Annotated in this window: 24 protein-coding genes; 7 read left to right on the top strand and 17 right to left on the bottom strand. The window is 54.1% G+C overall.

All coding sequences use genetic code 11. The features are described from left to right. Window positions 1-47: 47 nt before the first annotated feature. Complete coding sequence (locus ACFPMF_RS12155) at window positions 48-1082, bottom strand: endo-1,4-beta-xylanase (RefSeq protein ID WP_379845032.1); 1035 nt, start codon at window positions 1080-1082, stop codon at window positions 48-50. A 307-nt stretch (window positions 1083-1389) separates the two neighbouring features. Here ACFPMF_RS12155 and ACFPMF_RS12150 point away from each other — a divergent pair, with 307 nt between their 5' ends. After that, on the top strand, window positions 1390-1659 hold the full coding sequence (locus tag ACFPMF_RS12150; RefSeq protein WP_379845030.1) for an ArsR/SmtB family transcription factor: 270 nt from the start codon (window positions 1390-1392) through the stop codon (window positions 1657-1659). A 75-nt stretch (window positions 1660-1734) separates the two neighbouring features. Then, window positions 1735-2826, top strand: a complete 1092-nt coding sequence (locus ACFPMF_RS12145; protein WP_379845027.1) for an alkene reductase — start codon at window positions 1735-1737, stop codon at window positions 2824-2826. A gap of 106 nt (window positions 2827-2932) precedes the next feature. Here the strand turns inward: ACFPMF_RS12145 and ACFPMF_RS12140 are convergent, their stop codons facing one another. From ACFPMF_RS12140 to ACFPMF_RS12105, 8 genes are all read right to left on the bottom strand, one after another. Then, window positions 2933-4225 carry a glucuronyl esterase domain-containing protein gene (locus ACFPMF_RS12140; protein WP_379845024.1) on the bottom strand — a complete coding sequence of 431 codons (1293 nt, stop codon included), beginning with the start codon at window positions 4223-4225 and terminating at the stop codon, window positions 2933-2935. A 70-nt stretch (window positions 4226-4295) separates the two neighbouring features. Then, entirely contained in the window at window positions 4296-4565 is a 270-nt protein-coding gene (locus ACFPMF_RS12135) for a hypothetical protein (protein ID WP_379845022.1), read from the bottom strand. Window positions 4566-4645: 80 nt separating this feature from the next. Next, window positions 4646-5140 carry a hypothetical protein gene (locus ACFPMF_RS12130; RefSeq protein WP_379845019.1) on the bottom strand — a complete coding sequence of 165 codons (495 nt, stop codon included), beginning with the start codon at window positions 5138-5140 and terminating at the stop codon, window positions 4646-4648. 116 nt (window positions 5141-5256) lie between these two features. Beyond that, on the bottom strand, window positions 5257-6639 hold the full coding sequence (locus ACFPMF_RS12125; RefSeq protein WP_379845016.1) for a hypothetical protein: 1383 nt from the start codon (window positions 6637-6639) through the stop codon (window positions 5257-5259). Next, window positions 6626-7177 carry an RNA polymerase sigma factor gene (locus ACFPMF_RS12120; RefSeq protein ID WP_379845012.1) on the bottom strand — a complete coding sequence of 184 codons (552 nt, stop codon included), beginning with the start codon at window positions 7175-7177 and terminating at the stop codon, window positions 6626-6628. The genes ACFPMF_RS12125 and ACFPMF_RS12120 overlap by 14 nt, the downstream gene beginning before the upstream one ends. Window positions 7178-7252: 75 nt before the next feature. Continuing rightward, complete coding sequence (locus tag ACFPMF_RS12115; RefSeq protein ID WP_379845010.1) at window positions 7253-8515, bottom strand: Ig-like domain-containing protein; 1263 nt, start codon at window positions 8513-8515, stop codon at window positions 7253-7255. Window positions 8516-8680: 165 nt separating this feature from the next. Further along, complete coding sequence (locus ACFPMF_RS12110) at window positions 8681-10396, bottom strand: GMC oxidoreductase (protein ID WP_379845007.1); 1716 nt, start codon at window positions 10394-10396, stop codon at window positions 8681-8683. A gap of 33 nt (window positions 10397-10429) precedes the next feature. Next, window positions 10430-11020: a gluconate 2-dehydrogenase subunit 3 family protein gene (locus tag ACFPMF_RS12105; RefSeq protein WP_379845005.1), complete on the bottom strand. Its 591-nt coding sequence runs from the start codon at window positions 11018-11020 to the stop codon at window positions 10430-10432. Window positions 11021-11339: 319 nt separating this feature from the next. Between ACFPMF_RS12105 and ACFPMF_RS12100 the strand changes: the two genes are divergently transcribed. Genes ACFPMF_RS12100 through ACFPMF_RS12090 form a run of 3 tightly spaced genes read left to right on the top strand, consistent with a single transcriptional unit; the run spans window position 11340 to window position 12794 of the window. Continuing rightward, complete coding sequence (locus ACFPMF_RS12100) at window positions 11340-11990, top strand: RNA polymerase sigma factor (RefSeq protein WP_379845003.1); 651 nt, start codon at window positions 11340-11342, stop codon at window positions 11988-11990. A gap of 11 nt (window positions 11991-12001) precedes the next feature. Further along, entirely contained in the window at window positions 12002-12313 is a 312-nt protein-coding gene (locus ACFPMF_RS12095) for a hypothetical protein (RefSeq protein WP_379845000.1), read from the top strand. Window positions 12314-12362: 49 nt separating this feature from the next. Continuing rightward, on the top strand, window positions 12363-12794 hold the full coding sequence (locus ACFPMF_RS12090; RefSeq protein WP_379844998.1) for an HMG-box domain-containing protein: 432 nt from the start codon (window positions 12363-12365) through the stop codon (window positions 12792-12794). A 150-nt stretch (window positions 12795-12944) separates the two neighbouring features. Here the strand turns inward: ACFPMF_RS12090 and ACFPMF_RS12085 are convergent, their stop codons facing one another. Continuing rightward, window positions 12945-13514 (bottom strand): hypothetical protein, encoded by a 570-nt coding sequence (locus ACFPMF_RS12085; RefSeq protein ID WP_379844995.1) that lies wholly within the window; start codon window positions 13512-13514, stop codon window positions 12945-12947. 143 nt (window positions 13515-13657) lie between these two features. Here ACFPMF_RS12085 and ACFPMF_RS12080 point away from each other — a divergent pair, with 143 nt between their 5' ends. Next, a complete protein-coding gene (locus ACFPMF_RS12080; RefSeq protein ID WP_379844992.1) occupies window positions 13658-14038 on the top strand; it encodes a MerC domain-containing protein in 381 nt (126 codons plus the stop codon). A 13-nt stretch (window positions 14039-14051) separates the two neighbouring features. On the opposite strand, the gene ACFPMF_RS12075 is transcribed toward ACFPMF_RS12080, so the two are convergent. From ACFPMF_RS12075 to ACFPMF_RS12055, 5 genes are all read right to left on the bottom strand, one after another. Next, window positions 14052-15155: a cytochrome-c peroxidase gene (locus ACFPMF_RS12075; protein ID WP_379844990.1), complete on the bottom strand. Its 1104-nt coding sequence runs from the start codon at window positions 15153-15155 to the stop codon at window positions 14052-14054. A 1-nt stretch (window position 15156) separates the two neighbouring features. Continuing rightward, window positions 15157-15936, bottom strand: coding sequence for an MbnP family protein (locus tag ACFPMF_RS12070; protein WP_379844987.1), 780 nt, complete (start codon window positions 15934-15936; stop codon window positions 15157-15159). Window positions 15937-15975: 39 nt separating this feature from the next. Then, the gene (locus ACFPMF_RS12065) at window positions 15976-17172 is read right to left on the bottom strand and encodes a sialidase family protein (RefSeq protein ID WP_379844984.1); all 1197 of its coding nucleotides are present in this window, start codon (window positions 17170-17172) and stop codon (window positions 15976-15978) included. A 40-nt stretch (window positions 17173-17212) separates the two neighbouring features. Continuing rightward, complete coding sequence (locus ACFPMF_RS12060; protein WP_379844981.1) at window positions 17213-19576, bottom strand: TonB-dependent receptor; 2364 nt, start codon at window positions 19574-19576, stop codon at window positions 17213-17215. A gap of 117 nt (window positions 19577-19693) precedes the next feature. Beyond that, complete coding sequence (locus tag ACFPMF_RS12055; protein ID WP_379844979.1) at window positions 19694-20068, bottom strand: hypothetical protein; 375 nt, start codon at window positions 20066-20068, stop codon at window positions 19694-19696. 132 nt (window positions 20069-20200) lie between these two features. Between ACFPMF_RS12055 and ACFPMF_RS12050 the strand changes: the two genes are divergently transcribed. Next, on the top strand, window positions 20201-21397 hold the full coding sequence (locus ACFPMF_RS12050; RefSeq protein ID WP_379844977.1) for a hypothetical protein: 1197 nt from the start codon (window positions 20201-20203) through the stop codon (window positions 21395-21397). An 87-nt stretch (window positions 21398-21484) separates the two neighbouring features. On the opposite strand, the gene ACFPMF_RS12045 is transcribed toward ACFPMF_RS12050, so the two are convergent. Then, complete coding sequence (locus ACFPMF_RS12045) at window positions 21485-21877, bottom strand: response regulator (protein WP_379844974.1); 393 nt, start codon at window positions 21875-21877, stop codon at window positions 21485-21487. Window positions 21878-22256: 379 nt separating this feature from the next. Further along, a complete protein-coding gene (locus tag ACFPMF_RS12040; protein WP_379844971.1) occupies window positions 22257-24341 on the bottom strand; it encodes a M16 family metallopeptidase in 2085 nt (694 codons plus the stop codon). Between the last annotated feature and the right edge of the window lie 39 nt (window positions 24342-24380).

The following is a 24380-nucleotide window of genomic DNA, read 5'->3' as shown; positions in this document are numbered from 1 at the left end:
AAACCGGGTAGAATCCGATCGGTTGAAGGCTGTGCTTTCAACCGATTTTATTTCAATCCGTCCAGAATGCCATCGTAGGCCGGTTTTTTGGCGTAGGCTTTGTCAAACGGCAGCGGGTAATCCGGACACTGGCAGAAATTGGGAATCCAGCTGTCGCCGTCGCCGATGTTCCAGATCGTAATGCCATGTTGCTGCGCTTTCGGCACGGCGGTTTTATAAAGCCGGACAATGGTGGCAAATTTCTGCTTCTGTTTGTCCAGAAGGGCGTCGGTCGGCACCAGGGCCGGTTTTTTCTCCGGGTTGATCCGAACGTCCAGCTCCGAAATATGGACCCGCAAGCCCGTGGCTGCCGTTTGCCGGACCGCCGTTTCAATCCGGTCATCCGACTGGTTCGTATTCGTGTGCATCTGCAAACCGATTCCGTCGATCGGAACACCCCGGTTTTTAAAATCCGCTACCATCGCCAGGATAGCCGCCAGTTTTTTCGGGCTGCTTTCCTGGTTATAATCATTGTAAAACAGCTGAACCGCCGGATCCGCTTCGCGGGCGTACCGGAAACAGCGGGCGATATAATCCGGGCCGAGGTGCTCGAGCCAGATGCTTTTTCGCAGCGTTCCGTCTTCGTCAAAGGCTTCGTTGACCACATCCCAGGCCGCAATCCGGCCTTTATAATGCTGCACAACGGTCTGGATGTGCGTTTTGATTAGCTGTTCCCAGGCCGTTGAATCACCCTGAAACGCTCGCACCCACTTCGGTACGGCCTGATGCCAGAGCAGCGTATGACCGTGTATTCGTTGCCCGTTTCGTTCCGCAAAAACCACCAGCGTATCCCCGCCCGACCAGTTATACCGGTCCTGTTCGGGATGAACGACGTGCATTTTCAAATGATTCTCGGCCGTGACGCTGCTGAATTCGCGGGCGGCAATCTGGCGATATACCGTATTGGCTTTCAACAAATTCGGGTTCAGGGCGGCCCCGAACGGAAAGGGAGCTGCGGCCCGCAACGTGATCGTTGACGGCTGAGCGAGGCTGCCGGAAAAAACCGCCAGCATGAAATAAACCAAGATCCAAAACCGGCGCATCTGCAAACGCTTTCTGATTAAAATACCCACCCCAACCCCTCATCCCGGTCATTCAACCGACTAACCAGCTTGAGGCCCAACCACTGTTCACCGACCAGACCGGGGGCCAATGCGGTGGTTCGGCCTAGCCGCTCATAGGCCTATAACATTTTGACTCCCTGACCGATAAGACTTAATTTACGGCCGTATACTTAGAATATGTGAAGAAAGTTATTCAATTTTGCATTATTGCGAACGGACTCATGGGCCGTTATGTAGTACTACCAAGACCCCGTATACCAAACCGGACCCTCGGGTCCGAATTCGAATGGACTGTAAATTCATTGAAAAGGCTTCCGGTGCCATTGCTGATAAATACCGGCTGCAAATTTTAGTAGCTCTTTCCGAAAAAGGCACATTGAACAATTCAGATATTCAGGAGATGACCGGACTCTCGCAACCGTGCGTATCCCACCACGTCAAAACGCTGATTGACAGTGGACTGGTCAACTCCCAGAAAGAAGGTCGCAACCAGAAACTCAGTTTAAATAAAGATGGATTGAAAGACCTGTCAGGCTTTCTGAATAAACTGGCTTAAAAAATTTCCACCGATACATCCAAACTTTTAAATGTATGGATACGTTACACAGCCGGACCAAAACAAAAAATTAAAATGAGTCATCTACTCTTTTCACCCGTTCAGTTCGGCTCTTTAACGCTTACCAACCGCATTGCCATGGCGCCGATGACGCGCAGCCGGGCGTTTAATAATCTTCCGAACAAGCTGATCGCCCAATACTACGGCCAACGGGCAACGGCGGGCCTGATCATTACCGAAGGGGTGGCTCCCTCGCCGAATGGGCTGGGTTACAGCCGGATTCCGGGACTCTTCAGCGCCGAACAGGTCGAAGCCTGGAAACCGGTGACGCAGGCCGTTCATGAAAAAGGTGGGCGTATTTTTGCGCAGTTGATGCATACCGGCCGCATTGGTCACGCCCTCAACTTACCCGCCGGCGCTGAGGTAGTAGCGCCTTCGGCCATTGTCGCCAAAGGCCCTATCTGGACGGATCAGGAAGGATTGCAGGATAACGATCGCCCCCGCGAAATGACCAACGCCGACGTGAAGCAGGCCGTTCAGGAGTTTGTACAGGCCGCTAAAAATGCCGTTGAAGCCGGTTTTGACGGTATTGAGTTACACGGCGCCAACGGCTACCTGATTGAGCAGTTTCTGAATCCGAACAGCAATGAGCGTACCGACGAATACGGCGGCAGCGTTGAAAACCGCGCCCGTTTTGTGCTGGAAGTGGCGGAGCAAGCCGCGCAGGCCATCGGGAACGACCGGGTCGGAATCCGGCTTTCCCCGTACAACGTCTACAACGATATGGGGCTGTATCCGGAAATCGTCGAGACGTATACCTATCTGGCCGACAAGCTGAATAGCCTCGGCCTTGTGTACCTCCACCTTGTCGATACGGCCGCGCCGGATGGAGCCGAAACCACCCGTCCCTTAATCCGGACCATTCGGGAAAAATTCAGCAATACCCTGATTTTGAACAACAAATACGATATAGTCCGGGCCACAGCCGATCTGGAAAGCGGTTTGGCTGACCTGATTGCGTTTGGAAGTCCGTTTATTTCAAACCCGGATTTGGTCGAACGGCTGAGCACCGGGGCCGAACTGGCCCAACCCGACCCCTCGACGTTCTTCGTCGGCGGAGAAAAAGGATTTATCGATTACCCGGCCCTGGTTGCCACTACGGTGTAAATCGAAAAAGACAAGAGAGGAAAGACAAGAGACAGGAGACCAAGCAAACCGTTATCTCATCTCCTTTGTCTTTTCTCTCTTGTCTGTTCTCCCTTGTCTTTCCTCCCTATTGCGCTTTCCGAAACTGTTTATCGGCAAAATCGATGAATTGCTCCCAGTCGTAGCGTTTGACGTCGTGTTCACCGGCGCGGATGTGGTAGCGAACCGTCTCGCCAACGGGCGAATGAATTGCCGGCCAGGTGTCCGTACCGATTCCTTTTTTGCCGTACAACTGATACACCGGGTCGGTTAGCCGGGCGCTGATAAATTCGCCTTTGGGATCGGCCCACCGGTCGCCCTCGGCACTGGCCACGTACAGCGGACGGGGCGCAATCAGAGCCAGCAGTTGGTGCTGATCAACGGGTAAAGCATCGGGCCGATTGTTATACGTCCGGTATTTTGGGCAAAACCAGTGCGGAAAGCTGCGGTTTAACCGTTCTATGGTTTCGCCAAAATTCCGCTTCGACAAAGCGGCTCCCCCTTCGCCCGACTCATTGGCAATCACGATGGCAAAACGCGGGTCCTGTGCCCCAGCCCAGAGTGCGGCCTTACCCTGCCGCGAATGCCCCATCACAACCGCCCGTTTGGCATCCACCAGGTTATCAGTTTCCAGGTAATCCAGCATCCGGCTCATGCCCCAGGCCCAGACGCCAATGGCCTGCCAGCCGTCGCTCTTCTGGTTTGTTGGCGGGTCCAGCACGGACCGGATACCGGATTTCCAGCCTTCCGGATGGTCCGGTTCCAGGTCGCCGTAATAGGCCGTGGCCACGCTATAGCCTTTGGCGATAATCAGCTCGAGCGGCCAGCGTGATTGCTGCACCCCACGGGCGGCTTCCGTAGCGCGGTTGTTCACCACTTTTCCGTCGGGTCGGTTGGGCAGCCAACGGGTCGAAAGGGCAATACCGGGTTCAGGGCTGATGCTGTGATTACCCATGTAATTCAGTCCGACAAAAACCGGCGGTTTTCCAGTACCCGATTTATTTTTAGGAACATACAGCAAAATATCCAGCGACGGTAAATCCGGGTACTCCGTCCAGATAACGGAAATCTGTTTCCGGATCGCCGTTCCGCCCAGGGCTGACGAATCCACTGAGCGCAGTTCGTAGCGAGTCGCCAGCCGACGGCTGGGGGTGGTTCCGTAAACCTCCGAGGCAAACTTTTTCAGCAATTCCGGCCGCCGTTCGTTTTCCCACCGTTGTACGGTTTTCACCCGTTTGGCGCTGTAGGTAATGAGCGGGTCCAGGAAGGCAAAAGGCTGAACTTTGCTTTCGTCGTAATTGATATCGGGGTTCTGGGCATTCAGCGTAACCGGGCCCAGAAGCAGCCCGGCGAGCATAACGGATTTGAATCGATAAGACATGGCTTTGCTTTGTACCAACCTGATCAAACTGGTATCTTCTAAAGCCCGCTTTGGCGTTTATTTACCGTTATTACTTCCGAATGGTATCCACTTTCATTGCCCCACCGCGCCGAAGCGAATCGGTGCGCAACTGTCGGGGGTTGGGGTCGCCCGTTGGCCGGCGGTCTTCGATTTGCCCCCGGCGCATCCGGTTGCTTTGCCGAAGTCGGTTCGTGTCTTTCCGGGTCGTATCCTGCGACACCGTTTGCCCGGCCTGCTGACCCGCCTGATTGGCTGGATTGGGCTTGAAACCAGTCAAACCGCAAACCACGATCAGGCTGGCAATAACGAATGTTTTCATGGTTGGTAGAAGGAAAAAAAGCAGATACCGGGTCGATATCTGCTTTTCATAGGGTTACCTAACGAATTCCTGTATAAACATTAGAGCGTATCGCGCTTCATTTTCGCATCGTTCCGGTTTTTTCTCCGGTTTTTCCGGTCGTTCGTCTGCGGATTGGTCGAGTTCATACTTGGATTGGTCGAAGTCGAACTTGAGCCTTGGACCGAGTCGGTTTGGTTAGAAGTCGGATCGGTTGAACGGCGTTCGCGGTTCATCTGGCCCTGCGAGTCCTGTGTCTGCGGGAAGGTCGTCGTTCCCGTTGCGGGGGGCTGGGTGGTCTGGGGCATCTGCGATTGCGGCGTTTGCAATTGCGGATTCGCCGTTGAACCCGTGCTCGACTGCGTTCCGAGCGGAGTTTGTCCCTGCGGATAGGTAGTGGTTCCGGTCGTACCCGTCGGTGGTTGCGTCGCCGGGCTCGTCGCCTGCGTTTGCGTTTGCGGGTTTACAGTTGATCCGGTTGTCCCGGTCGTGTTCTGTGCTTTGGCATTGAGGGCAACCGCCACGAACATAGCCCCCATCATCACTAGCTTCTTCATCGTTGAGTTTGTTTTATGATGGTTGTTTAATCAAACCAATTAGAAAACAAACTCCCCTCAGAATGAAGTTGTTCAAGAAAAAGTTGACTTATTGAGCCAATGGGACGAGGGTTTCTTCATATATCAGGCTGCCAGCGTAGCCCCACAACCAGGCCATAACTGTACGGCCGAACGCTGAAACAGCGCGAATGATCGTTAATTGCGCTCAGGTTATAAACGATTCCAGGCTCGACCTGCAACCGCAGGTTTTCGGTTAGCCGGCGCTCAATTCCGTACGAAGCCTGCAGAAGAGGCTGCCAGTTTTGCCGGGAGCGTCCATCGATCAGATACCCCAGGCTCCCGCCGGCAGAAAAGTAATGCCGCAAACCGGCCCGGCCCGGATTCAACTGCAACCGCCCCTCGGCGCTCAGCGCCACATGTTGCCAGGTCGTTTTCACGTGCCGTTCCTGCGACTTATACAAAGGCGTCAATTTAATCGTCTGGTTATCTACCCACTCGATCTTCGACGAATCGGACCGCAGGGCCCGAGCCGTGTACGTCATCTGTTGCTGCAACTGCTGATACACAACGCTTACCCGCAAACCGAATACCCGATTGAGTTGCCACTCCGCCCCGGCCTGCAACCGCCAGCCGGTGCGGGCCGATAACGACTTGGCCAGCCGAATCTTTTCCATCACGACTTCATCCTGCCGGGTTGGCAGCACCTGCCGAAACGTGTACAATGGCATGAAGCTGGCCACTACCGAAGGCCGTGCCACCTGACGCTTCGGCTCGATGACGGGCGCTACATACTGGTCGTCAGACGGCGGCACCTGGACCTCCGGCAAAACCGCTTTGGGGAACGAAAGCCGGATTGGCCGGGTCGCTACGGGAGATACTACGAAGGACGAAGAAACTTCCGGGCTGACCGGCGAAAAAATAGAAGATTGAATCGTAGAGTTTATTGCATAGGCTGGGTTGCGTTCTGGTACGGGGTTTCTTTGGGCCATCAACGGGCGGTTTTGGTTCACCGACCGGCTCAGTCGTACCGGGTCCGCTTCTGAAAAATCCGGCCTTCCAATAGCTGACCGGGTGAAGGCAGTCCGTTGGCTGGTGGGAGCTATTGCCCTCTTTACGGCCCGAACCGCTTCCTGCTTTATCGTTCCTTCAGTCCGTCTGGCGCTGGTCGCAACAGGTGGTGCGGCAACTGTATCCGGCGAGACGGTTATTATTGCCGGTTTTGGATCGGTTTTCAGGCTGGTCACGGCCCCCGGATCGGCGGTTTTTCCGAATACTGGTTCTTCCGTATCCTGCCAGACCCCTACGGTAAGCACACCCAAAATACCAAATAACGCCAGGTTCAGTCCCAGCCGCTGCCTGGCAAAACCGCCCGGTTTTTCAACAACCGGCGCTTTTACTTTCCCTAAAATTTGCGACAAAGCGTCATCCTCCGGTTCGGACTCGAAATCATCGAATCGTTCCCGAAAAAGCCGCTCCCATTCGTCATCAGTAGCTGCCATAGCTGACAATACCCATTTTTTTCAATTTTTGCTTCAAAACATCTTTGGCCCGCGCCAGCTGCGACTTCGAGGTCCCTTCCGAAATGCCCATCAGGCGGCTAATTTCGAGGTGACTGTAGCCGTCGATGACGTACAGGTTGAAAACCATCCGATAGCCATCGGCCAGGTCCTGAATCAGGATCAGCAACTCTTCCGTTGAGATACGGGCCAAAATGTCGGTATGTTCGGTATTACTAGCCTCCCAGGCTTCTTCGTAATCGGTTTCGGATTGTTCGTGGTGGTGTTTGTGATACCAGTTGATGGCGGTATTGACCATGACCCGCTTCATCCAGTTCAACAACCGTTCGGGTTGCTCAATGGTATGAATCTGCTGAAAGATGCGAATAAACCCCTCCTGGAACATGTCTTCCGCTTCCTGGCGCGAATGAGCGTAGCGACGACAAAGCCCCATCATGCGGCTTCTGTGACGTTCGTACAAAGCCGTCTGCGCCCGAGCGTCGTGACGCTGGCATGCCTGCAACAGTTCTATTTCTGACAAAGGGTATCTAAGGGGGCGACTGTATCTTACGAATTTCGTTTTTTTCGTTGAGTGAACAAATGCGCAGTGCGTAATTTATTTTATGGCAAGACTTACAGTCGCCGATGACTTATTATTTTTCACGTCTGTCAATTCATAGACAAAATTGATCTCCCCTTTAAAATCCGCCGGCGGCCGATAGGCGATTACACCGTTCGGCAACACCTGCAAATCGGCCACGGCTGGATTATCGAGCACCCGCATCTGCCGTAAAGGCGCACAAACCCGGTCATTACCAAGCGGATAGATATAAACAACCCGCTTCGCCGGGTCGGTTGGCAACACCGCTGCCGAGATCTGGCCGTTATCATTCCGGGCCAATAAACGGCAGTCGGCTTCCGGGCTGCTGATCGAAATGCGGGCCGTTGCTTCCAGACATTCCCCGCTTTCGCACCGCTGGTAGGTAAACTCATCGTCGCCCGTAAATCCGTTGGTCGGAAAATACGTTACCACGTTATGTTTCGACACTTTGGCAAGGCCATTTACCGGGGCTTTAATGATCGTAATGGGCAGGTCGGTCCGCGAACGGCACAGCTGATCGTTGGTCAAAACCGGCAGTCGCAGCGAATCACTGATGAACCATTGCTTCCAGTACACATCGTCGTCGCGCAGCAGCAGCTTACAGTCTTTGTACGGATCACCCACCCCGATTTTTACCGGGGATAAAAATGTCCGTTCCTTATGCGGAAAAACCGCCTTCACCTTGTAAAAGAAATAATCGAAACCGTTGAAACCGGGATTGGGCGTATACGTAACCTTTCCTTTTTCGACGACCAGCTTCCCGTTTTGGGGCTGCTGCTCTACTTCCAGACTCGCCAGATCGACCCTGGCATCACAAAACCGGTCGTTTTTCAGCACATCCATCGTAATCGGCTGGTTCTCCGCAATCCGGTACCAGTCCGGAATCGGCCCCGCGTTGCACGGAATCCGGCTGCTGTCGGCGGCCATATTGATCCGAAACGAGCGCGCAATCTTCGACTCCTGAGCCGCACTAACGACAAACTGATCTTCGCCAACCACAAACGTAGCATGGGGTGTATACACCAGTAAACCGCTGCCGCTGAAGGTTGCCCATCCCAGGCGGGGTGTCTGCGTAATGTGCAGGGTCGTCACGGCGCTCAGGCCGGAGATGGACTTAAGATCGATCGCTACCTGCTGGTCGGGCAGGGTGTAATATTCTATTTCTTCGGTATTGATAGAGTCCGGGCCAGGCGCACCATCCTGGGCAATCCGGTCGCAGGCTACCGTGCTCAGTAACAGGACTGTCAATACTGTCGTATAGAATCTGGGGTTAATCATACCACTGTCGGAGTCTCGCTCTGTCAGCTATGACAAAGCTGAAAACGAAAGGGTTGCAAAATAGAGTTAATAATTAGGAGTTAAGAGTGATGAGTTGGCTGCCGCCAGAAATCCATCCCCCTTAACTCCCAATTTATTAACCTTTAACTCTTAATTTTTAACTCCTCACAGGTTCTGGCGCTTCAATTCCTGTACGGCGTAGTTGGCCGCGCGGGCCGTCATGGCCATGTAGGTCAGCGACGGGTTGACGCACGAAGCCGACACCATAAAACCGCCGTCGGTATTGAACACGTTCTTCACCGCATGGACCTGGTTGAATTTATTCAGGACCGACTGTTTCGGGTCATTGCCCATCCGGATGGTGCCCATTTCGTGAATTCCCAACCCCGGCCACGAACCGTTGTCGTTGATCGTGATGTTTTTCAGGCCAGCGGCTTCGAGCATTTCGGCCGCATCGTTGCCCATGTCTTTCCGCATCTTCATTTCGTTGTCCTTGAACTCGGCATCGAACCGCAGCACCGGCAGACCGTAGATGTCTTTTTTCGACTTATCGATCACGACCTTGTTTTCGAAATACGGCAGACATTCGCCAAAACCGCCCAGGTTCATCGTCCACGGACCCGGTTTGGTCAGTTCGTCCTTGAAGGAAGCGCCGAAGCCCTCCGTGGCCGTACCACGGCCCCAGTTCATGCGGGAGGCCCCGCCCTGGTAACCAAAACCGCGCAGGTAATCGCGTTTTTCCTGGCCAGGCAGGTTCCGGAAACGGGGCACGTAAATCCCGTTCGCCCGGCGTCCGTAGTAATATTTATCGGCAAATCCTTCGTACATGCCACTGGCTCCCACCCGGAAGTGGTGATCCATGACGTAATGGCCCAGCACCCCGCTATCGTTGCCCAGCCCGTTCGGAAAACGGCTGGAAATCGAATTCATCAGAATGTAGGTCGAGGCCATCGACGACGCACACAGGAAGATAATCTTGGCGTTGAACGTCAGTTCTTCCCGCGTCACCTGATCCAGGACACGCACGCCGGTCGCTTTTTTCTTCGCATCATCGTAAATGATGGAAGTCACGATGGAGTGCGGCCGCAGCGTCAGGCGCTTGGTTTTCATGGCCGCCGGCAAGGTCGCCGACTGCGTGCTGAAATACGCCCCGAACGGACAGCCCCGGCTACACAGGTTCCGGTACTGGCACTGCGCCCGGCCCAGCGCGGTTTGCTGCGGGGTCGGCTTGGTGAGGTGCGCGACGCGGCCAATCGTAATGGCGCGATTGAATTTTTTCGCTACGGCATCTTTGACGTGCTTTTCGAGACAGTACATGTCCATCGGCGGCTGAAACTGCCCGTCGGGCAACTGGGGCAATCCGTCGCGCGAGCCGCTGACGCCGATGAATTTTTCGACGTAATCGTACCAGGGGGAAATATCCTTGTAGCGAATCGGCCAGTCGGCGCCCACGCCTTCTTTGAGGTTGGCTTCAAAATCCAGATCGCCCAGCCGGTAGCTCTGCCGCCCCCACATCAGCGAGCGTCCGCCCGTGTGGTAGCCCCGCATCCAGTCGAACCGTTTGTCTTCCAGGTACGGATTTTCTTTATCATTCACGAACAGGTATTCCGTTCCTTCCGAAATGGTATAGCCCGTCCGGGCCTGAACCGCCTTTTCTTCCGCAATTTCGGACGTCACCCGGCCCCGGTGCGGAAACTGCCAGGGATCGGTCATCGCGGTCTTGTAGCCCTCGATATGTTTAATGTCTTCGCCCCGTTCGAGCATCAGCACTTTCAGCCCCTTCTCGGTCAGTTCTTTGGCTGCCCATCCTCCGCTGATCCCGGATCCTACCACAATGGCGTCGTAGGTCGTCGCTTTTATACTGTCAATATTGAGATTCATGATGTCGTTAAATGAATGATGAACAATTAAGCGCTACGTTGCCCACGCTTTCTGGCCCGGTTTCAGGTCGATACAACCTTCGAACCGGCCCGGAACGGCGATGTACGACAGCGCCTGCGTTGCGCCGATTTCGGAGGTAAAATACCCGTTCAGGGTCAGTGATTTCAGCGTGTTGAAGAAGGGCGTATACCGTTTTTCGGCGGGCAGCGACGCCATCGCCTTGCGTTGCTCGGCGGCCTCCGACTGAAGTTTGGTCATGATCTCGTGACGCTGCTTTTCATCAAGGGCGACGAAATTCTTGCTGTAGGCAGCCTGACTCAGTTCGTTGGTATGCGCGAGTCCGTCCAAAAACAGTTTCTGCTCTTTCTGGGGATAACACTCTTTCAGGATAATATCAATGATTTCATTGACCTTGGCGGCTTTCGCGCCGGGAGTGCTGGTTGTCGGGATAATGACTTCGGTCATTTCAGCCACCATCGTATCCTGGTCGGCCGTAAACAACAGAGGCTTTCCGCTGAGGGCGCGCCGGGCTGCCGATGCTTCGAGCGTATCCGCGAGTGCAGGCAGCGTCAGGGTGGTCCCCACCAGAGCAGCAACCCGCATCAAGGCATCTCTTCTGTTCATGCTTGAGCTAGTAAAAAATAGTGAGATTCAAAAAACTATCGGAATAATCCATATTACAAATATACACAATCGATCAGGTATTTGTATGGCTGTTAGCAGGTTTTGCCATAAAAAGGGCGGCAAAAACCGGCTCCCGCCATATTGATCGGTTTTCAATCGCTGAATTGCTTCAAAAGCCGGTTCTTTTTAGGGATGCTCAGCCGATCCCCCATCGCTTCCTCTCACCTTTCAGAAAGCGAATCATGCCATTCATCCTTTTTTGGCACCCGGCGGCACGGGTTACACAATATCCGGTGTTTTCATCCGACTTCCCTAGTGTATGAGAAACATTGCGCTGTCTGTTCCCCTGAATCCGGAGGAAATCGAAAAACCGGGTTCAAACCCGGATCGTTCCGAAGGAGCCGCCCGGATGGTGCAGCGCGAACGGCCCCGGCTGTTCGACTTCATCCGTCGTCGGCTCCCGACCCGCGAGGATGCCGAAGATTTGTTGCAGGACGTGCTGATGGATTGGGCCGAAATCGACCGCCGAACGCAGCTGCCCCCGGCAACCGATCAGCTGACGCAACCCATCGAACACCTGGCCGGATGGCTGTTTGCGGTGGCCCGCCGGAAAATCATCGACTGGTACCGAAAAAAACGGACGGTTTCGCTGGAAGAACAACATAGCGGCTACGCCGACGACGAGGGAGAACCGCTGCTGCTGGCGGCTTTGCTGCCTGCCAACGAGCTCACCGCCGACGAAAATCTGATGCGCGAAGCGGCAATGGAGGCCGTCATGGAGGCCGTGGCCGACCTTCCCGCCGACCAGCGCGAGGTGTTTGTCCGCCACGAACTCGACGGGCAGGGCTTCCGCGAAATGTCCGACGAAACCGGAATTCCGATCAATACACTGCTGTCGCGCAAACGCTACGCGGTTTTGTATCTCCGGGAACGACTCCGGGGCTTATACGACGAATGGATTACTAACTAACAACGACAATAATGGAACCGATTTGGATTTTGAAAGGAATGGGCTTTGCTGCCCTTGGAATGGCGCTCTTTTTACTCGTGACGTTCGTTGTCATGCGGCTCTGGAACTGGCTGATCCCTCCGGTTTTCAACGGCCCCCGCATCCGGTTTATCCAGGCCTTGGGGCTGTTGTTTCTGACCCGGCTCCTGGTAGGCGGTTTTGGCGGCTACCACGGTGGCCACTGGCATGGTCATTCCGGTTTTGACCGGCACCGGGCGGCTGTTTGCCAGCCCGACCACAAAACCCCGGAGGTCTACAAAACCGCCAGCCGCCTTGACTACTAACGGTTGAAAAGAATTCTTCAACGATCAAACCACAACAATCCATCAAATTATGAAACTATTCTGGATTAAACGCGGGCTGGGTTTTCTGGCGTTCGGCCTGCTCTTTGTTGCCTTAGCCGGTTTTGTCGTCATGCACCTCTGGAACTGGCTGGTGCCGGTTTTATTCGCCGGACCGGTCATCTCGTTCGGGCAGGCGCTGGGTTTGCTGCTCCTGAGCCGGATTCTGGTCGGTTTTCGGGGAGGAGGCTGGCGCGGCCCCGGCTGGGGTCGATCCGGCCACCCGGGTCACCCCTACTGGCGGGAGAAACTATCGGCCCGCTGGCAGGACATGACACCCGAAGAACGCCAGCAGTTTAAACAGCAAATGAAAGAACAATGGCGGAGTTACTGCGGCCCCCGCGGGTTTGGTCACGGCCGTCGCTGGAGCCAGGAGCCGGAACAACCGGCCAACCCGCCGGAACCGACAGCGACCCAGTTCTGAGGTTCATTTCTATGTATGCCCAGTCGGCAGCGAATCCCCTGCCGACTTTTTTTCGGCTTACCGCCATCGTTCCACCTGCCCCCGTCTCTACGGAAAAGGCTGATCGCCCCGACCCGTCAGGACCGTTGTTCGTTCGGGTCGGGGTTTGAATTACTGCACCGTCAGGTCGAACGCCAGATTGACATCGTCGGAACCGGGCGTGGGGGTTCCATCCTTCGCACCCGGTTGGTGACGCAGTTGAACGCGCAGCGTTCCGGAACCGGCGGCATTTGTTTTGAGGGTTCCTTTCAGGCCAATCGGCCGGTTGTTCGGATCTTTGTCGCCGTAGGCATAGGTCGCCAGCGTCGCCGGGTTCACGGTGTAAACCAGCAAATGCTCGTCACTTTCGGCCTGCACCTCCTTCGAAATATCGGTGGCCGGGGTTTTGCTTTCATCGAGCAACTCCACCACCAGATCGTAGGTTGTGCTCGGTTTCAGCGCGATTTTGTCAAATCGGGTCGGCGCCTGTCCCCCATCGCCATCGGGGTCGCGGAACGAAAAGGTTTGCACAGTGGTGGTCCCCTGTTCCGTGAATTTCAGATTCACCGTCGTAATCAATTCATTTTCATCGGCGGGTGTGGGTTCGTCGGCGTTGTCGTTACAGGCACTCAGCAGCGCCATCGAAGCACTTACCGCCAGCACCCACAGTCCTTTGTGGACGTGTTGTCCCTTCGTTTTCATCGCATTCTGGTTGTTTCGATGGCAAAAGTATTTATTTGCAACAACGATGCAAAAATAAATGCAACTTTATTGCAAAAACCTTGTTCGATAGAAAACCGTGCGTTTATTTTGCAAAGCCAAGTGAGGGAAACCGGAAAGAGATTATGAAATTAGAAGTTCTCAATAGAAAGGCCGATTATATCGGCATCAGTGGGTCGGTTCTGTGCATCATTCACTGCCTGATCACGCCGGTTTTGCTGGTATCTTCTTCATTTTTAACCAATGACACGGTTCGGGTCGGCTTTCTGAGTCTCGATTACCTGTTTATTGGCGTCAATATGCTGGCGATTTATTTCACGACGCGGCATTTCACCACGCCCACAATTAAATACAGCCTGTGGTTTTTCCTGAGCGTTTTTGCCGTCGCCATTCTGCTCGAAGACGTCAGCGAGAGTTTTGAATACCTGGGTTATGCGGCTTCTCTCGGGTTGATTCTCACCCATTTGACCAACATCCGGCTGCACCGGCTGCGGCACACGCACTAAAAACCGGTTTGGTTCAATCCGGCTGGAAACGACGGTCGCTCAGGAATTCCGTATCGGTGAGGGTTTTCAGAAAGGCGATCAGATCCGATTTGTCTTCCTGCGTCAGGGGAATACCCGGTTTGCCATTTTTCTTCAGCAGCGGATCCAGTTGGGGCGTATCCTGCACATCGTTCGTGTAATGGTCCAGCACCTGCTCCAGCGTCTGGAAACGACCATCGTGCATGTACGGAAACGTCCGCTCTACATTCCGCAGGCTCGGCACTCGAAACTTGTTGTAATCGTCGAGATTCAGCGTAATCTGGTACCGCCCAAGGTCGTAATCCTTGCTGTTGGCCAGTTGCATGCGCAACCCGTTGTTGCGGTAACTCTGGTCGGTAAACTGCTCGCCTGTGTGGCAACCCGCGCAATGCTGATTGAACAGATTCAGCCCGTGTACTTCGTGTTCACCCAGCATCGCCCCGGCTTCTTTCCGGGCGTATTTATCGTATTTCGACGTGCCCGACACCATCGTCAGCATAAACTGCGACAGGGCTTTCAGAAACCGCTCGGTGGTCACTTCGTCCGTTCCGAAAGCCGCTTTGAACATGGCCGGATACTGGCCGCTGGCCCGGACTTTCTTCAGCACATTTCCCAGCGAATCGCCCATTTCGACCGGGTTTTGAATCGGGGAAATGGGCAGTAAATCCAGATCGGCAATGCCGCCATCCCAGAAAAAAGCCTGTTTCCAGGCCACATTCTGAATAGCGGGCACGTTGCGTGTCCCGATTTTGTCGCCAATGCCGTGGCTCAGCGGGTGATCGGTATGCGCAAAGGCAGCCGCCGGCTGGTGGCAAAATGCGCAGCTGATGCTCCCGTCTTTCGATAAAATACCGTCGTAAAACAACGCCTTGCCCAGCGTTACACCCTCCACCGTCAGCGGGTTTTTGCTGAAATGATAGTGCGGATCGCTGAAATTGGCCGGTTTTTTCCAGGCATAGGGCGTCGGCTTGAACTCCACGGGCTTGGTTCCCGGGTCCGGCTCAATCGGCCCGCCCTTGCCCGAATCGTTCTGACAAGCGACGGTGAAGCCGTAAAAAACAATGGCACCTATTATTCCGGCGTGTTGCCAACGTGTCATATCAATCAACCTGAATCGTCCCTACACTAAACATCGTCGCGTAATTATTCGCGATATCCGCCGACACCGGCGATACCATGACATCCGGATTGGCGGCAATACTGAGCGGTTTTACACCGTCGAACAGCTTCAGCACATCGGCCTTGATCTGAACGCCCACCGTTCCCTTTTCGGCCACCCGGGCGGGTGCCGAGCCGAACATTAACTGAATGGTTTTCAGATTATTAATAGTTCTGGCTTTATACCCCCCAAACAACCCGACATGGTACATGAAATTCTGTCTGCTCGTTGCGTTGGTAGGTGCCTTGGGCGACGTTCCTTCCAGCTTCAGGAAAATATACCCCGAATTCCAGTCCCAGTACATACCGGCAGCTGTTCCGGCGGGGTCCAATGCCCCCGTGCGCTTCTCGATGCCCATCGTATTCCGCAAACTGTCTACGCCGACGACAAAGGTAATACCCGTATAATTATCCACCGGAATATGGTGAAGCGAAACCGTCTGCGAACTCAATTGACCTTCCGAAATTAAAAAATAACTGCTGTCCTGCGGCACCACATAGGCCGATCCGTCGGCTTTTTGCAGCTTTATGTTGCTGACAAAATAATCAAATTTAGTCACTGAAAACGCTTCTCCGCTGCCGTTGGTGTAGGTGGTATTGTCCATTTTGAGATCCTGCGCCCCAACGATATTGTCAAATTTCAGCTGAACGGTGCCATATTTGGGCTCCACGGCCTCTTTTTGACAAGCGACCAGGACACACACACAAAAAAGTAAACTCATCATCGAAAGAGGAAGGTAATTTCTCATAACGCTCGCTGCTTAAAACGACTCCACCCATCTGCTCACTATAACGCTGTTTTGCTGGCTTTTCTGCTGTTCATACGCTACCAAAAGCCCTTTTTTTGTTGCCAGCAACACCGGAAAACTGGCATTGACGTCCGTAGGCGTCAGGTAGGTGATGGGCTGCGCCTTACCACCGACAATTTTCCGCATCCCAATCCGCTGAATAAACCGGCTTTCTCCGCCCGGGCTTTTCAGTTCCATCGACTCATCCCAGACCCAGATCAACTGCCCGTCGACGGCCGCCACCTGCGGGTGTTTGGTGCGGACCGACACAATTCCGGCCACCAGTTCCGTTGCCCCCAGCTTCGCCAGTTTGATACCCGGGGCTTTATCGCCACCCGAAAACCAGGTTACAAACAGCTCATTGCCAACCTGCGCGATGTCGGGGCCGGTATGCGGACAGGCGTTGACTTTCCACTGATCGTTGTAGACTACTTTGGGGCGGGTGAATGTCCGGCCCCCATCTGTCGAAACCGCGTGGCTGATATCGCGGGCACCGTTGTCCAGCAGATCGCGGTACGCCAAATGAATCCGGTTCTGGGTATCGACAAACACCCTGGTCCGGCAGCACTGGCAGGCATTGTCGTCTACCAGCACCTCGCGGTCAAAACCGCCCCCGGCCACGGTCTGGACGAATTTCACGGTTCGGCCTTCTTGGCCCGGCGCTTTTTCGTCCAGCCAGACAATACCGATTTCGCCGTTGGGTAGCCGACTGAGGTTGCTGAAGGAATGGCCTTTGCCCGGCGTGGTGTCGCGGTGAACGGCTTTCGGCTCGGTCCAGGTCTGACCGCCATCCGTCGACGTCACGAACAGCAGATCACCCGCGCGGGGCGCTTCCGCCGTGGGTCGTGACACCTCAAACGTTGCCAGAACCGTCCCATCTTTTTTAAACGCCACCTTTGGCATTCCTTCGGCATGGGTCGAAAAAACCGTGGGCGACTTGACCCGGATTTTTTCGCCGAACGTCCGTCCGCCATCTTCCGAAACGGCATAATAAAAATGGACCTTCTCACCCGCTTTCTCGGTCCAGCTCAGCACCGGATTGTTCCGGTGATCGGTGGTCAACCGGGGCGTCGCACCCGCAAACTGCGGATTCGAAAACCGGGTTTCATTCGTCGGTTTCTCGACAAAACCCAGGAGCAGTGCGGCAACAATCAGAATAATGTTTTTCATGGTTGCTATCAGGTATCGGTTTACGGTTTTCCGTTCATTATTAGTTTGAAAAATTGTACTGAATACCGCCGACCAGCGTCCGGGGAGCCGCCGGGGTAAAGGTGGTCCGATCGGTCGGACTGTTGCCCCGCGTCGCCGAAGTAGCATACAGTTCGTCAGTCGCATTCAGCAGGTTGGCGAACACTTCAAACCGCCGGAACGGATACCCGGCCCGCAGGTTAACCACGCTGACGCCCCGCGCCCCGAACGCGCCCCGGTCGTTGTACGAAACCGTGTTGATCTGGTTCTGGTACCACGAACTGATCCGCTGCCACTCGGCCGACAGCCGCAATCCTTTCGCCCAGCGCGGCCTGTAAGTCAGTTCGGTATTGGCCACCCAGCGCGGAGCCTGCGGCATATCGAAACCGTTCACGTTTTTCACCGCATCCGACGTCCGGGTACTGAGGGCAAAATCCACAAACCGGTGAACGGCATTGGTCCCGCCAAACCGGAGAAACCACTGACTCGAAGGCCGGTAGGTCAGGCTGTATTCAACACCCCGGTGCAGTGTTTGCCCCGCCGACTGGTAATCCGTGCTGTTGTCGGGCTGCCGGATGTTGAGCAGTTCGTTCCGGCCATCCATCCGGTACAGCGCCACATCGATGTACAGTTTCCGATCCAGCAGCGAGGCCCAGCCGCCGATTTCGTAATTGTTGAAATAGGCCGGTTGCAGGTTGTAATAAAACAGCGGTTCGCCGGGTTGCACGTTGACGCGTTTTGTAAAAATCCAGGTCAGGCCCGGCGGAGAAAAGCCCCGGCTGTAATTGGCATACAAGCCCCGGTCGCGGCCCAGATCATACGTCACGCCCACTTTCGGTGTCAGTTGCCGGTATCCTTTCCGGCCCGAACTCTGATCGAGGTAATTGTCGTAATCAAATGCCATTTGATCATACCGACCACCCAGCGAGACCCGTAAGGCGGGTACCGGATTTACGTCAAGCTGCGCATAAACCGCCGAATTAACCATGCCCGCGCGATAGTCGGCCAGTGGAAGATCCGGTCGTTCCTTCACCAGTCTATACCGCTCTACCGATTTTTTATCGGGTCGTACCTGCGCTTCCAGATCAATCTGGTACGCCCTATAGGTCGTGGGCGAAACATCCAGCAAGACTCCGGCCAGGAGTTTGCTCTGCCAGAAGGGCAATCGCTGGCTGTGCTGGGCGATCAGCCCGTAACTCTGGAACGCATTGACGTTGATCTGGCCGGTTGCTTTCGTAGAGCCACTGGTCCAGCGAATACCGTAACTCGGGTTCTGCCCAATGGAATTATCGCGGTAAAACGCCGTCAGGTAGCTATCAGATCCGTTTTTCCACTGGTGATCGAGCGTCAGCCGCGACCGAACGGCCTTGACTTTCCGGTACGTAAAATCAGCGGTTGCGGTGTATTCCCGGTTGTAAAACGCCAGGCTGTCGACGCTGCCACCGGTTTGTGAATCGTAATCGTTGTACGAAACCGTCCCGGTCAGCCGGGTTCGGTGGGTGAATGCGTATTCGGCCCGGCCATTGAACGATACCTTATCGTAATCGGAGCGGGTTTGCCAACTGTTGCGCTGCCGGGCCAGAAAACCGCCCGCGTAAACGCCCAGCTTTTTGGTCAGCATACCGCCCCCGCCGTATTGAATCCGGCCATAGCCCCACTGATCGCCCTGAATCCCCAGCCGAAATGTCGGCACCGCCGTGGGGCGCTGGGTGATAAAATTGATGGCACCCCCGACAGCCTCCGGCCCGTAGAGCGACGAAGCCGGCCCTTTGATCACCTCCACCGAGCTGACGGCAAAGACGTTCATTTCGATGAGTGCATTGTGGTTGAAAACGCCCATGGGTCGAAGGGGCAAGCCATCTTCGAGGTATAGGAAGTACGCATTCGTGCCGAAAGGCTGCCGGATGCCCATGCCGTGTTGCTCGTTATTGTAATTGAGCATCACCACCCCCGGCGTTTTGTTGATGAGTTCGGCGAGCAGGCTGGGCTTCGTTTCGTCGATCAGCGTGGGCGACAGGCGTGAAATCGCCACGGGGGCCTCGGTTCGCTTCTGCGCTTCCCGATTGGCCGTTACCACAATTGTTTGCAGGTTTTCGACGCTGGGTTCCAGCGCAATCCGGACCGGTTTTTCGGAAAGAAGAATGGTTTGTGACTGATACCCAACGCCCGAAATCAGAACCTGATCGGTGGAGGGCTGAAACGAAAACCGGCCATTGGCGTCGGTTTGCGTACCGGTTTTACGGTCTTCCGTCGAAATGGTAATTCCCGCCAGGGGTTCTTTGGTTCGGGAATCAAAAATGATGCCCTGAAGGATCGTCTGGGCTAGAGCCGCAAACGGGGCCATTGCCGCAAAAACCGCAGCAATCGACCGGTATGGAAACGTCATGCAATAACGAGCTTGATGGAATTGAAAACGGCCGGTCGGCTCGATTTAAAATCGACGAACGGTCTTAATCGCAAGGTGCCCCAAAGGCTTAGTCCTTACGGATTCATTATCAAAACCTTAGGCTCGCGGGGGCTGGAAAAAGGAAGACAGCGGAGAAGAATACGATGCAAACGAGTAATCCGGTTGTCGGGTGGCCAAACCGGCTATGGCAGGCTGAAAAGCAAATGGCACCAGGAGCTGGCAAAACAATTGAAAATCAGGCGTTTTCTGAACGCGCTCCGTCGTTTCCTGATCCTGCTGCTCCTGTTGCGCATTCAATTTTTTCGCTAAGTAACAGTGACCGTCGCAATGCAGTTGCGGTTTGGCGCGATTTTCGCATAGCACTTTAGCGATATAGTCCTTGTTGGCATGGTAATACGCGATTGTCCCCCACTGACTAACCGTCGGCAGGAGTGTAGCAATCAACAAAATGTAAGCCAGAAGGATGCGCATACCATTCCAAATGCTGCGCAATAGTACGAAAAAATAGTGAGTCCTACCACCTGTTACTCATTGATTAAATCAGTAACAATTTGTTAATTTACATAGCCAACCGTAGATTCTATCGTAACTGCCTTAACCAGTATGAAGTTATTGCGTAATGCACTGACTTATGGTGCATTTTCTTTGTTCTCAGTTAGCGGTTTTGCGCAGTTGGCCCCTGCCGAACCCAGTGGGAATCTGGCTCATGTTTCGGTTTCGTCACCTGCCACCGCCCGGGCTAACCGGCAGCGGGTTTCGGTGATGGTGGGTATGGAACAGCAACTTTTCCCCTCCTATCTGCTGGCGCGGGCTACCCTGTCCGAGAAAAGCAAAAATTACCGACTGGGCGATGGCGACGGTAACGTCTCGGTTTCGTTCCACAATCCGGGCTTGAATACCCAGGTCCGGGTCGAAGTGGGCGCGACACCGTTCAGCGAAGCGGCTTTTTTTGAGGGCGTTTTGCAGGAAGCCGATAAGGATTACGTCATTACCCCGCGCATTCTCTGGAACTACGAAAAGCTGCGCGGACTGCTCCAGCCCACGCCCGTCAACTTCACGGTAACCACGTACATCGACAACGAAAAAATCAGCCACCGGACCATTGTAGCTACCATGCGGTCGGTCAATGACTGCCCGTATTATTGGGAAGATGACGAATCTGGCACCGGCGATCTGGATTTGAATTATATGTACGTAGCCTACATCAACGAAGACGATCCGGTGGTCGATGATGTGCTGGCACAGGCCCTGCAAACCGATATTGTGGATGCCTTCGATGGCTACCAGACCGGCGACAAAAAGCGGGTCGACGATCAGGTTTTTTCCATCTGGTACGCCCTCCAGAAGCGCGGTATCAAATACAGTTCGATTTCAACGAATTCCAGTACGGGCGTTTCGTCCAACCTTTTTAGCCAACGCATCCGAACCATCGACCAGACCTGGAACAACCGCCAGGCCAACTGCGTCGACGGGATGGTGCTCATGGCGTCGGTACTGCGCTCCATCCATATTGATCCGGTTTTGGTGCTGATGGCCGATCACTGCGTGTTGGGTTATTACCGCGATGCCGAACACAAGGATCTGGCCTGCCTGGAAACGTCGATGATCGGGGATGTGGATTTGCGGAAAGTGATGTCGGTGCGACGCCGGAAAACCTCGCGTAAACTGTTTACCGAAGCCCGCCAGCGCGCCCAGCGGCATTACCGGGCCTCCAAAGACGAATTCGATAAAGATCCCCGCTACCGGTTTATCGTCGTTGCCGACGTTCGGAAGTCGGGTATTCGCCCCATTGGCCGGTAACGGTTTCCGGTTTTGCAATACAGTTTTTAGCACGGTGATTCGTAAACGAACGGCACTAAAAACCGTATTGCAAAACCGCTCTCTTTCCTAATCGGCCTGCTCCAGCCTGTTGTGGAGCAATGTTTCAATCTTCGCCAATAGATTTTGCAGGTCGAACGGTTTGACCATAAAGGCATCCGGTACCAATTGATTGACGCTATGGCGTACGATGGGCCATTCAGCTGCGGACATGAGAATGACGGGCAGTTTGCTGGACGATGCCTTCAGCATTTCCAGGACATCCAGTCCGCTAAAACGAGGCATCAATAGATCCAGCAGAACCAGATCGGGCCGGGGTTGGGGCGATCGCAGCCAATTGATGGCTTCCAGCCCATTGCTGGCAATCAGCACCTTATACCCGATTTTCGTTAATTCATAGGTCAATAATTTACGCTGCGTTGGATCATCATCGGCGATTAAAATAGTTTGCTTGCTTCTCATCTGAACGTATTTCTGCCTAAACAGAAGACTAATTACGGATCATTCTAACTGATTTATAAGTACGGACAGAAGAGCGTATTCCGGAAGGTAGCTATGGCAGGTAACGATAAGCGATCCCGTGAATTAGTATTGCATAAATAGTGCCAACCACGCGTTTATTGTAATAAATCCACAAAAAACTTATCGAATTATCAGACAAAATGCAACTGCTGCATTTGGCTACGCAGCTCCTGTAGGCCCTAAAAACAACAAATAAATGAAAACCCAAAAACGCTACATACCTAGAAATTTTACTCATTCTATCTAAAATAAATTACAAAAATAAAACGAGCCTGCCGAATCTTCGGCAGGCTCGTTTTAGCAGCGTTTGTCCAACGGTTTACTGAACCGTAAATTGTTGATCATCCAGCCCCGTATTGACAACGAGTGACTGGGTTTCCATCTTCATCACCATCGGGCCAAAGTTCTGGCTCAGGGTATACGGAAATTTTACGCCATTGACTTCTTTGTAATTGCTTAAACCGGTGTTGACGGCCATTTCGCCCTGCGGTCCCTGCTCAATCGACGTATATTGGGTTTTCAAACCGGTTTCGACATCGTAGAAGATGGTAATGGTTTTTGAGCCAATCGACGCGTCAATTTTGTACGCATCTTTTCCATTGATTTTCTCCGTGCCGGCAAGGGCGGTTTTTACCCCCAGCGTCGAAAACAGCAGTTCGGGGAAAGCCGCGTTTTTCAGGATTTCTACCTTGGCTTCGTCGTTGATCAGACTCTTCGACTGACCGCCCCCTTCCATTTTGACTTTCTCGCCATCGGACGTTACTTTTTGCACCACCTGCCCCATCGCCGTCACGGCCAGGCTAAATTTCGTCAGCCCTTTCTGTTTGCTTTCCACTTCGACTTTGGTGCCCTGCACTTCGGTCGTCATTTTCTGCGTAATGTCGTTGATCTTTGCAATAGCATCCTTACCGCCCACCGCCGTGAGGTATTTGGCCACCACCTGATCCGCCGTCAGACCGGCGGGGACGGCCGAGGTCGTCAATTTCCCCGCAACGGGAGCCTCAACTTTGTTGCCGTTGACATCGTAGTAGGTCACCTCGCCAAACCGCTTCAGTTTTTCGGCCACTTCCGACGCTTTACCCACCACCACAATGTAGGCATGCTCCGGGTCGATCAGCTTCGTTGCCGTTTCCTGTACCTGCGCGTCCGTGACGGCATCGACATTTTTCAGGTAATTGGTAAAAAAGTCTTCCGGCAGGTTATACCGGGCGGTATTGATCGCGAAATCGGCAATCGTTTCCGGGTCTTCCAGCGTGAAAATGAAATTACCGGTAAAGGTATTTTTGGTTTTGCTCAGTTCGGCCGCCGACGGTTTTGAATCGCGGATAGCTTTCAGTTCATTCATGAATTCGGCCACCGCGCTGTCGGTCACGGCATTGCGGACATTGGCATTGGCGCGGAACCGGCCCACCAGCCGATCGCTCGTCAGCGACGAATAGGCTCCGTACGTATACCCACGTTTTTCGCGCAGGTTATTGTACAGGCGGGCATCGCCCCCGCCACCACCCAGGATGTCGTTGGTCAGACTCGCCTGAATCGATTCGGGTGTATACGGTTTTAGCTGAACCGGGTGCGTAATATACACCACCGACTGCACCGAACCAGGCCGGTCCACCAGCGCAATCGTGGTTTTGGCAGGCGGTTTTGGCATCTCGTAATTCGGTTTCGGTACGTTGCCCGGCTGCCATTTACCGAAATACTTCTCAATCATCGGCCGCGCTTCTTCGGGCGTGATATCCCCGACAACGGCCAGGTAGCCGATGTTGGGCCGGAAATACGTTTCGTAGAACTTCCGGCAATCCTCCAGCGTAATGCGGTCAACCGTCTCCTCCGAATCCGGTTCGCCGTACGGGTGATCCTTGCCGTATACTAGAATGCTGCTGACCCGCGTGGCAATGGCACCCGGGTTATCTTTCTGAGCCGCCAGCCCCGACTTGGTCTGCTTTTTCAGCTTGTCGAGTTCGGCCTGCGTAAACTTCGGATTCAGCACCACGTCCGACATCAGTTCGAGCATTTTGGGCGTGTGTTTCTTCAATGACATCGCATAAACACCCGTGGGCGACGTGGCCAGGCTCCCGCCGATGAAGTCAACGGCCTCGTCGATCTGGTCTTTCGTCCGGGTTTTCGTACCGGTTTTGATCAACTGGCTGGCAATGCTCACATAGCCCGCCTTGTCGCCTTCCCGGATCGGGAGGTAATCGAACAACAGGCTGAACGCGACCCGTGGCAACTTATTATTTTGTACCACAAACACTTTCAGGCCATTTGCCAGGGTAAACGAAACGGGCTTGCCCACTTTGATGGCGGGCGCAGGGCCATCGACCGGCAGCTTCGATCGGTCCAGTGTTTGCGCCTGGATCGACAGACCGAGGGCCATCAGGCCCGCGGTTAATATATATTTCATTTTCATCATTCGTCTTTTATCTCTGGTCTATCTTCTCGA

The sequence above is a fragment of the Larkinella bovis genome (genome assembly GCF_042655385.1).
Taxonomy (GTDB): domain Bacteria; phylum Bacteroidota; class Bacteroidia; order Cytophagales; family Spirosomataceae; genus Larkinella; species Larkinella bovis.
The sequence above is the reverse complement of the archived record's forward strand: the minus strand, read 5'-3'. Positions and strand labels throughout refer to the sequence as shown.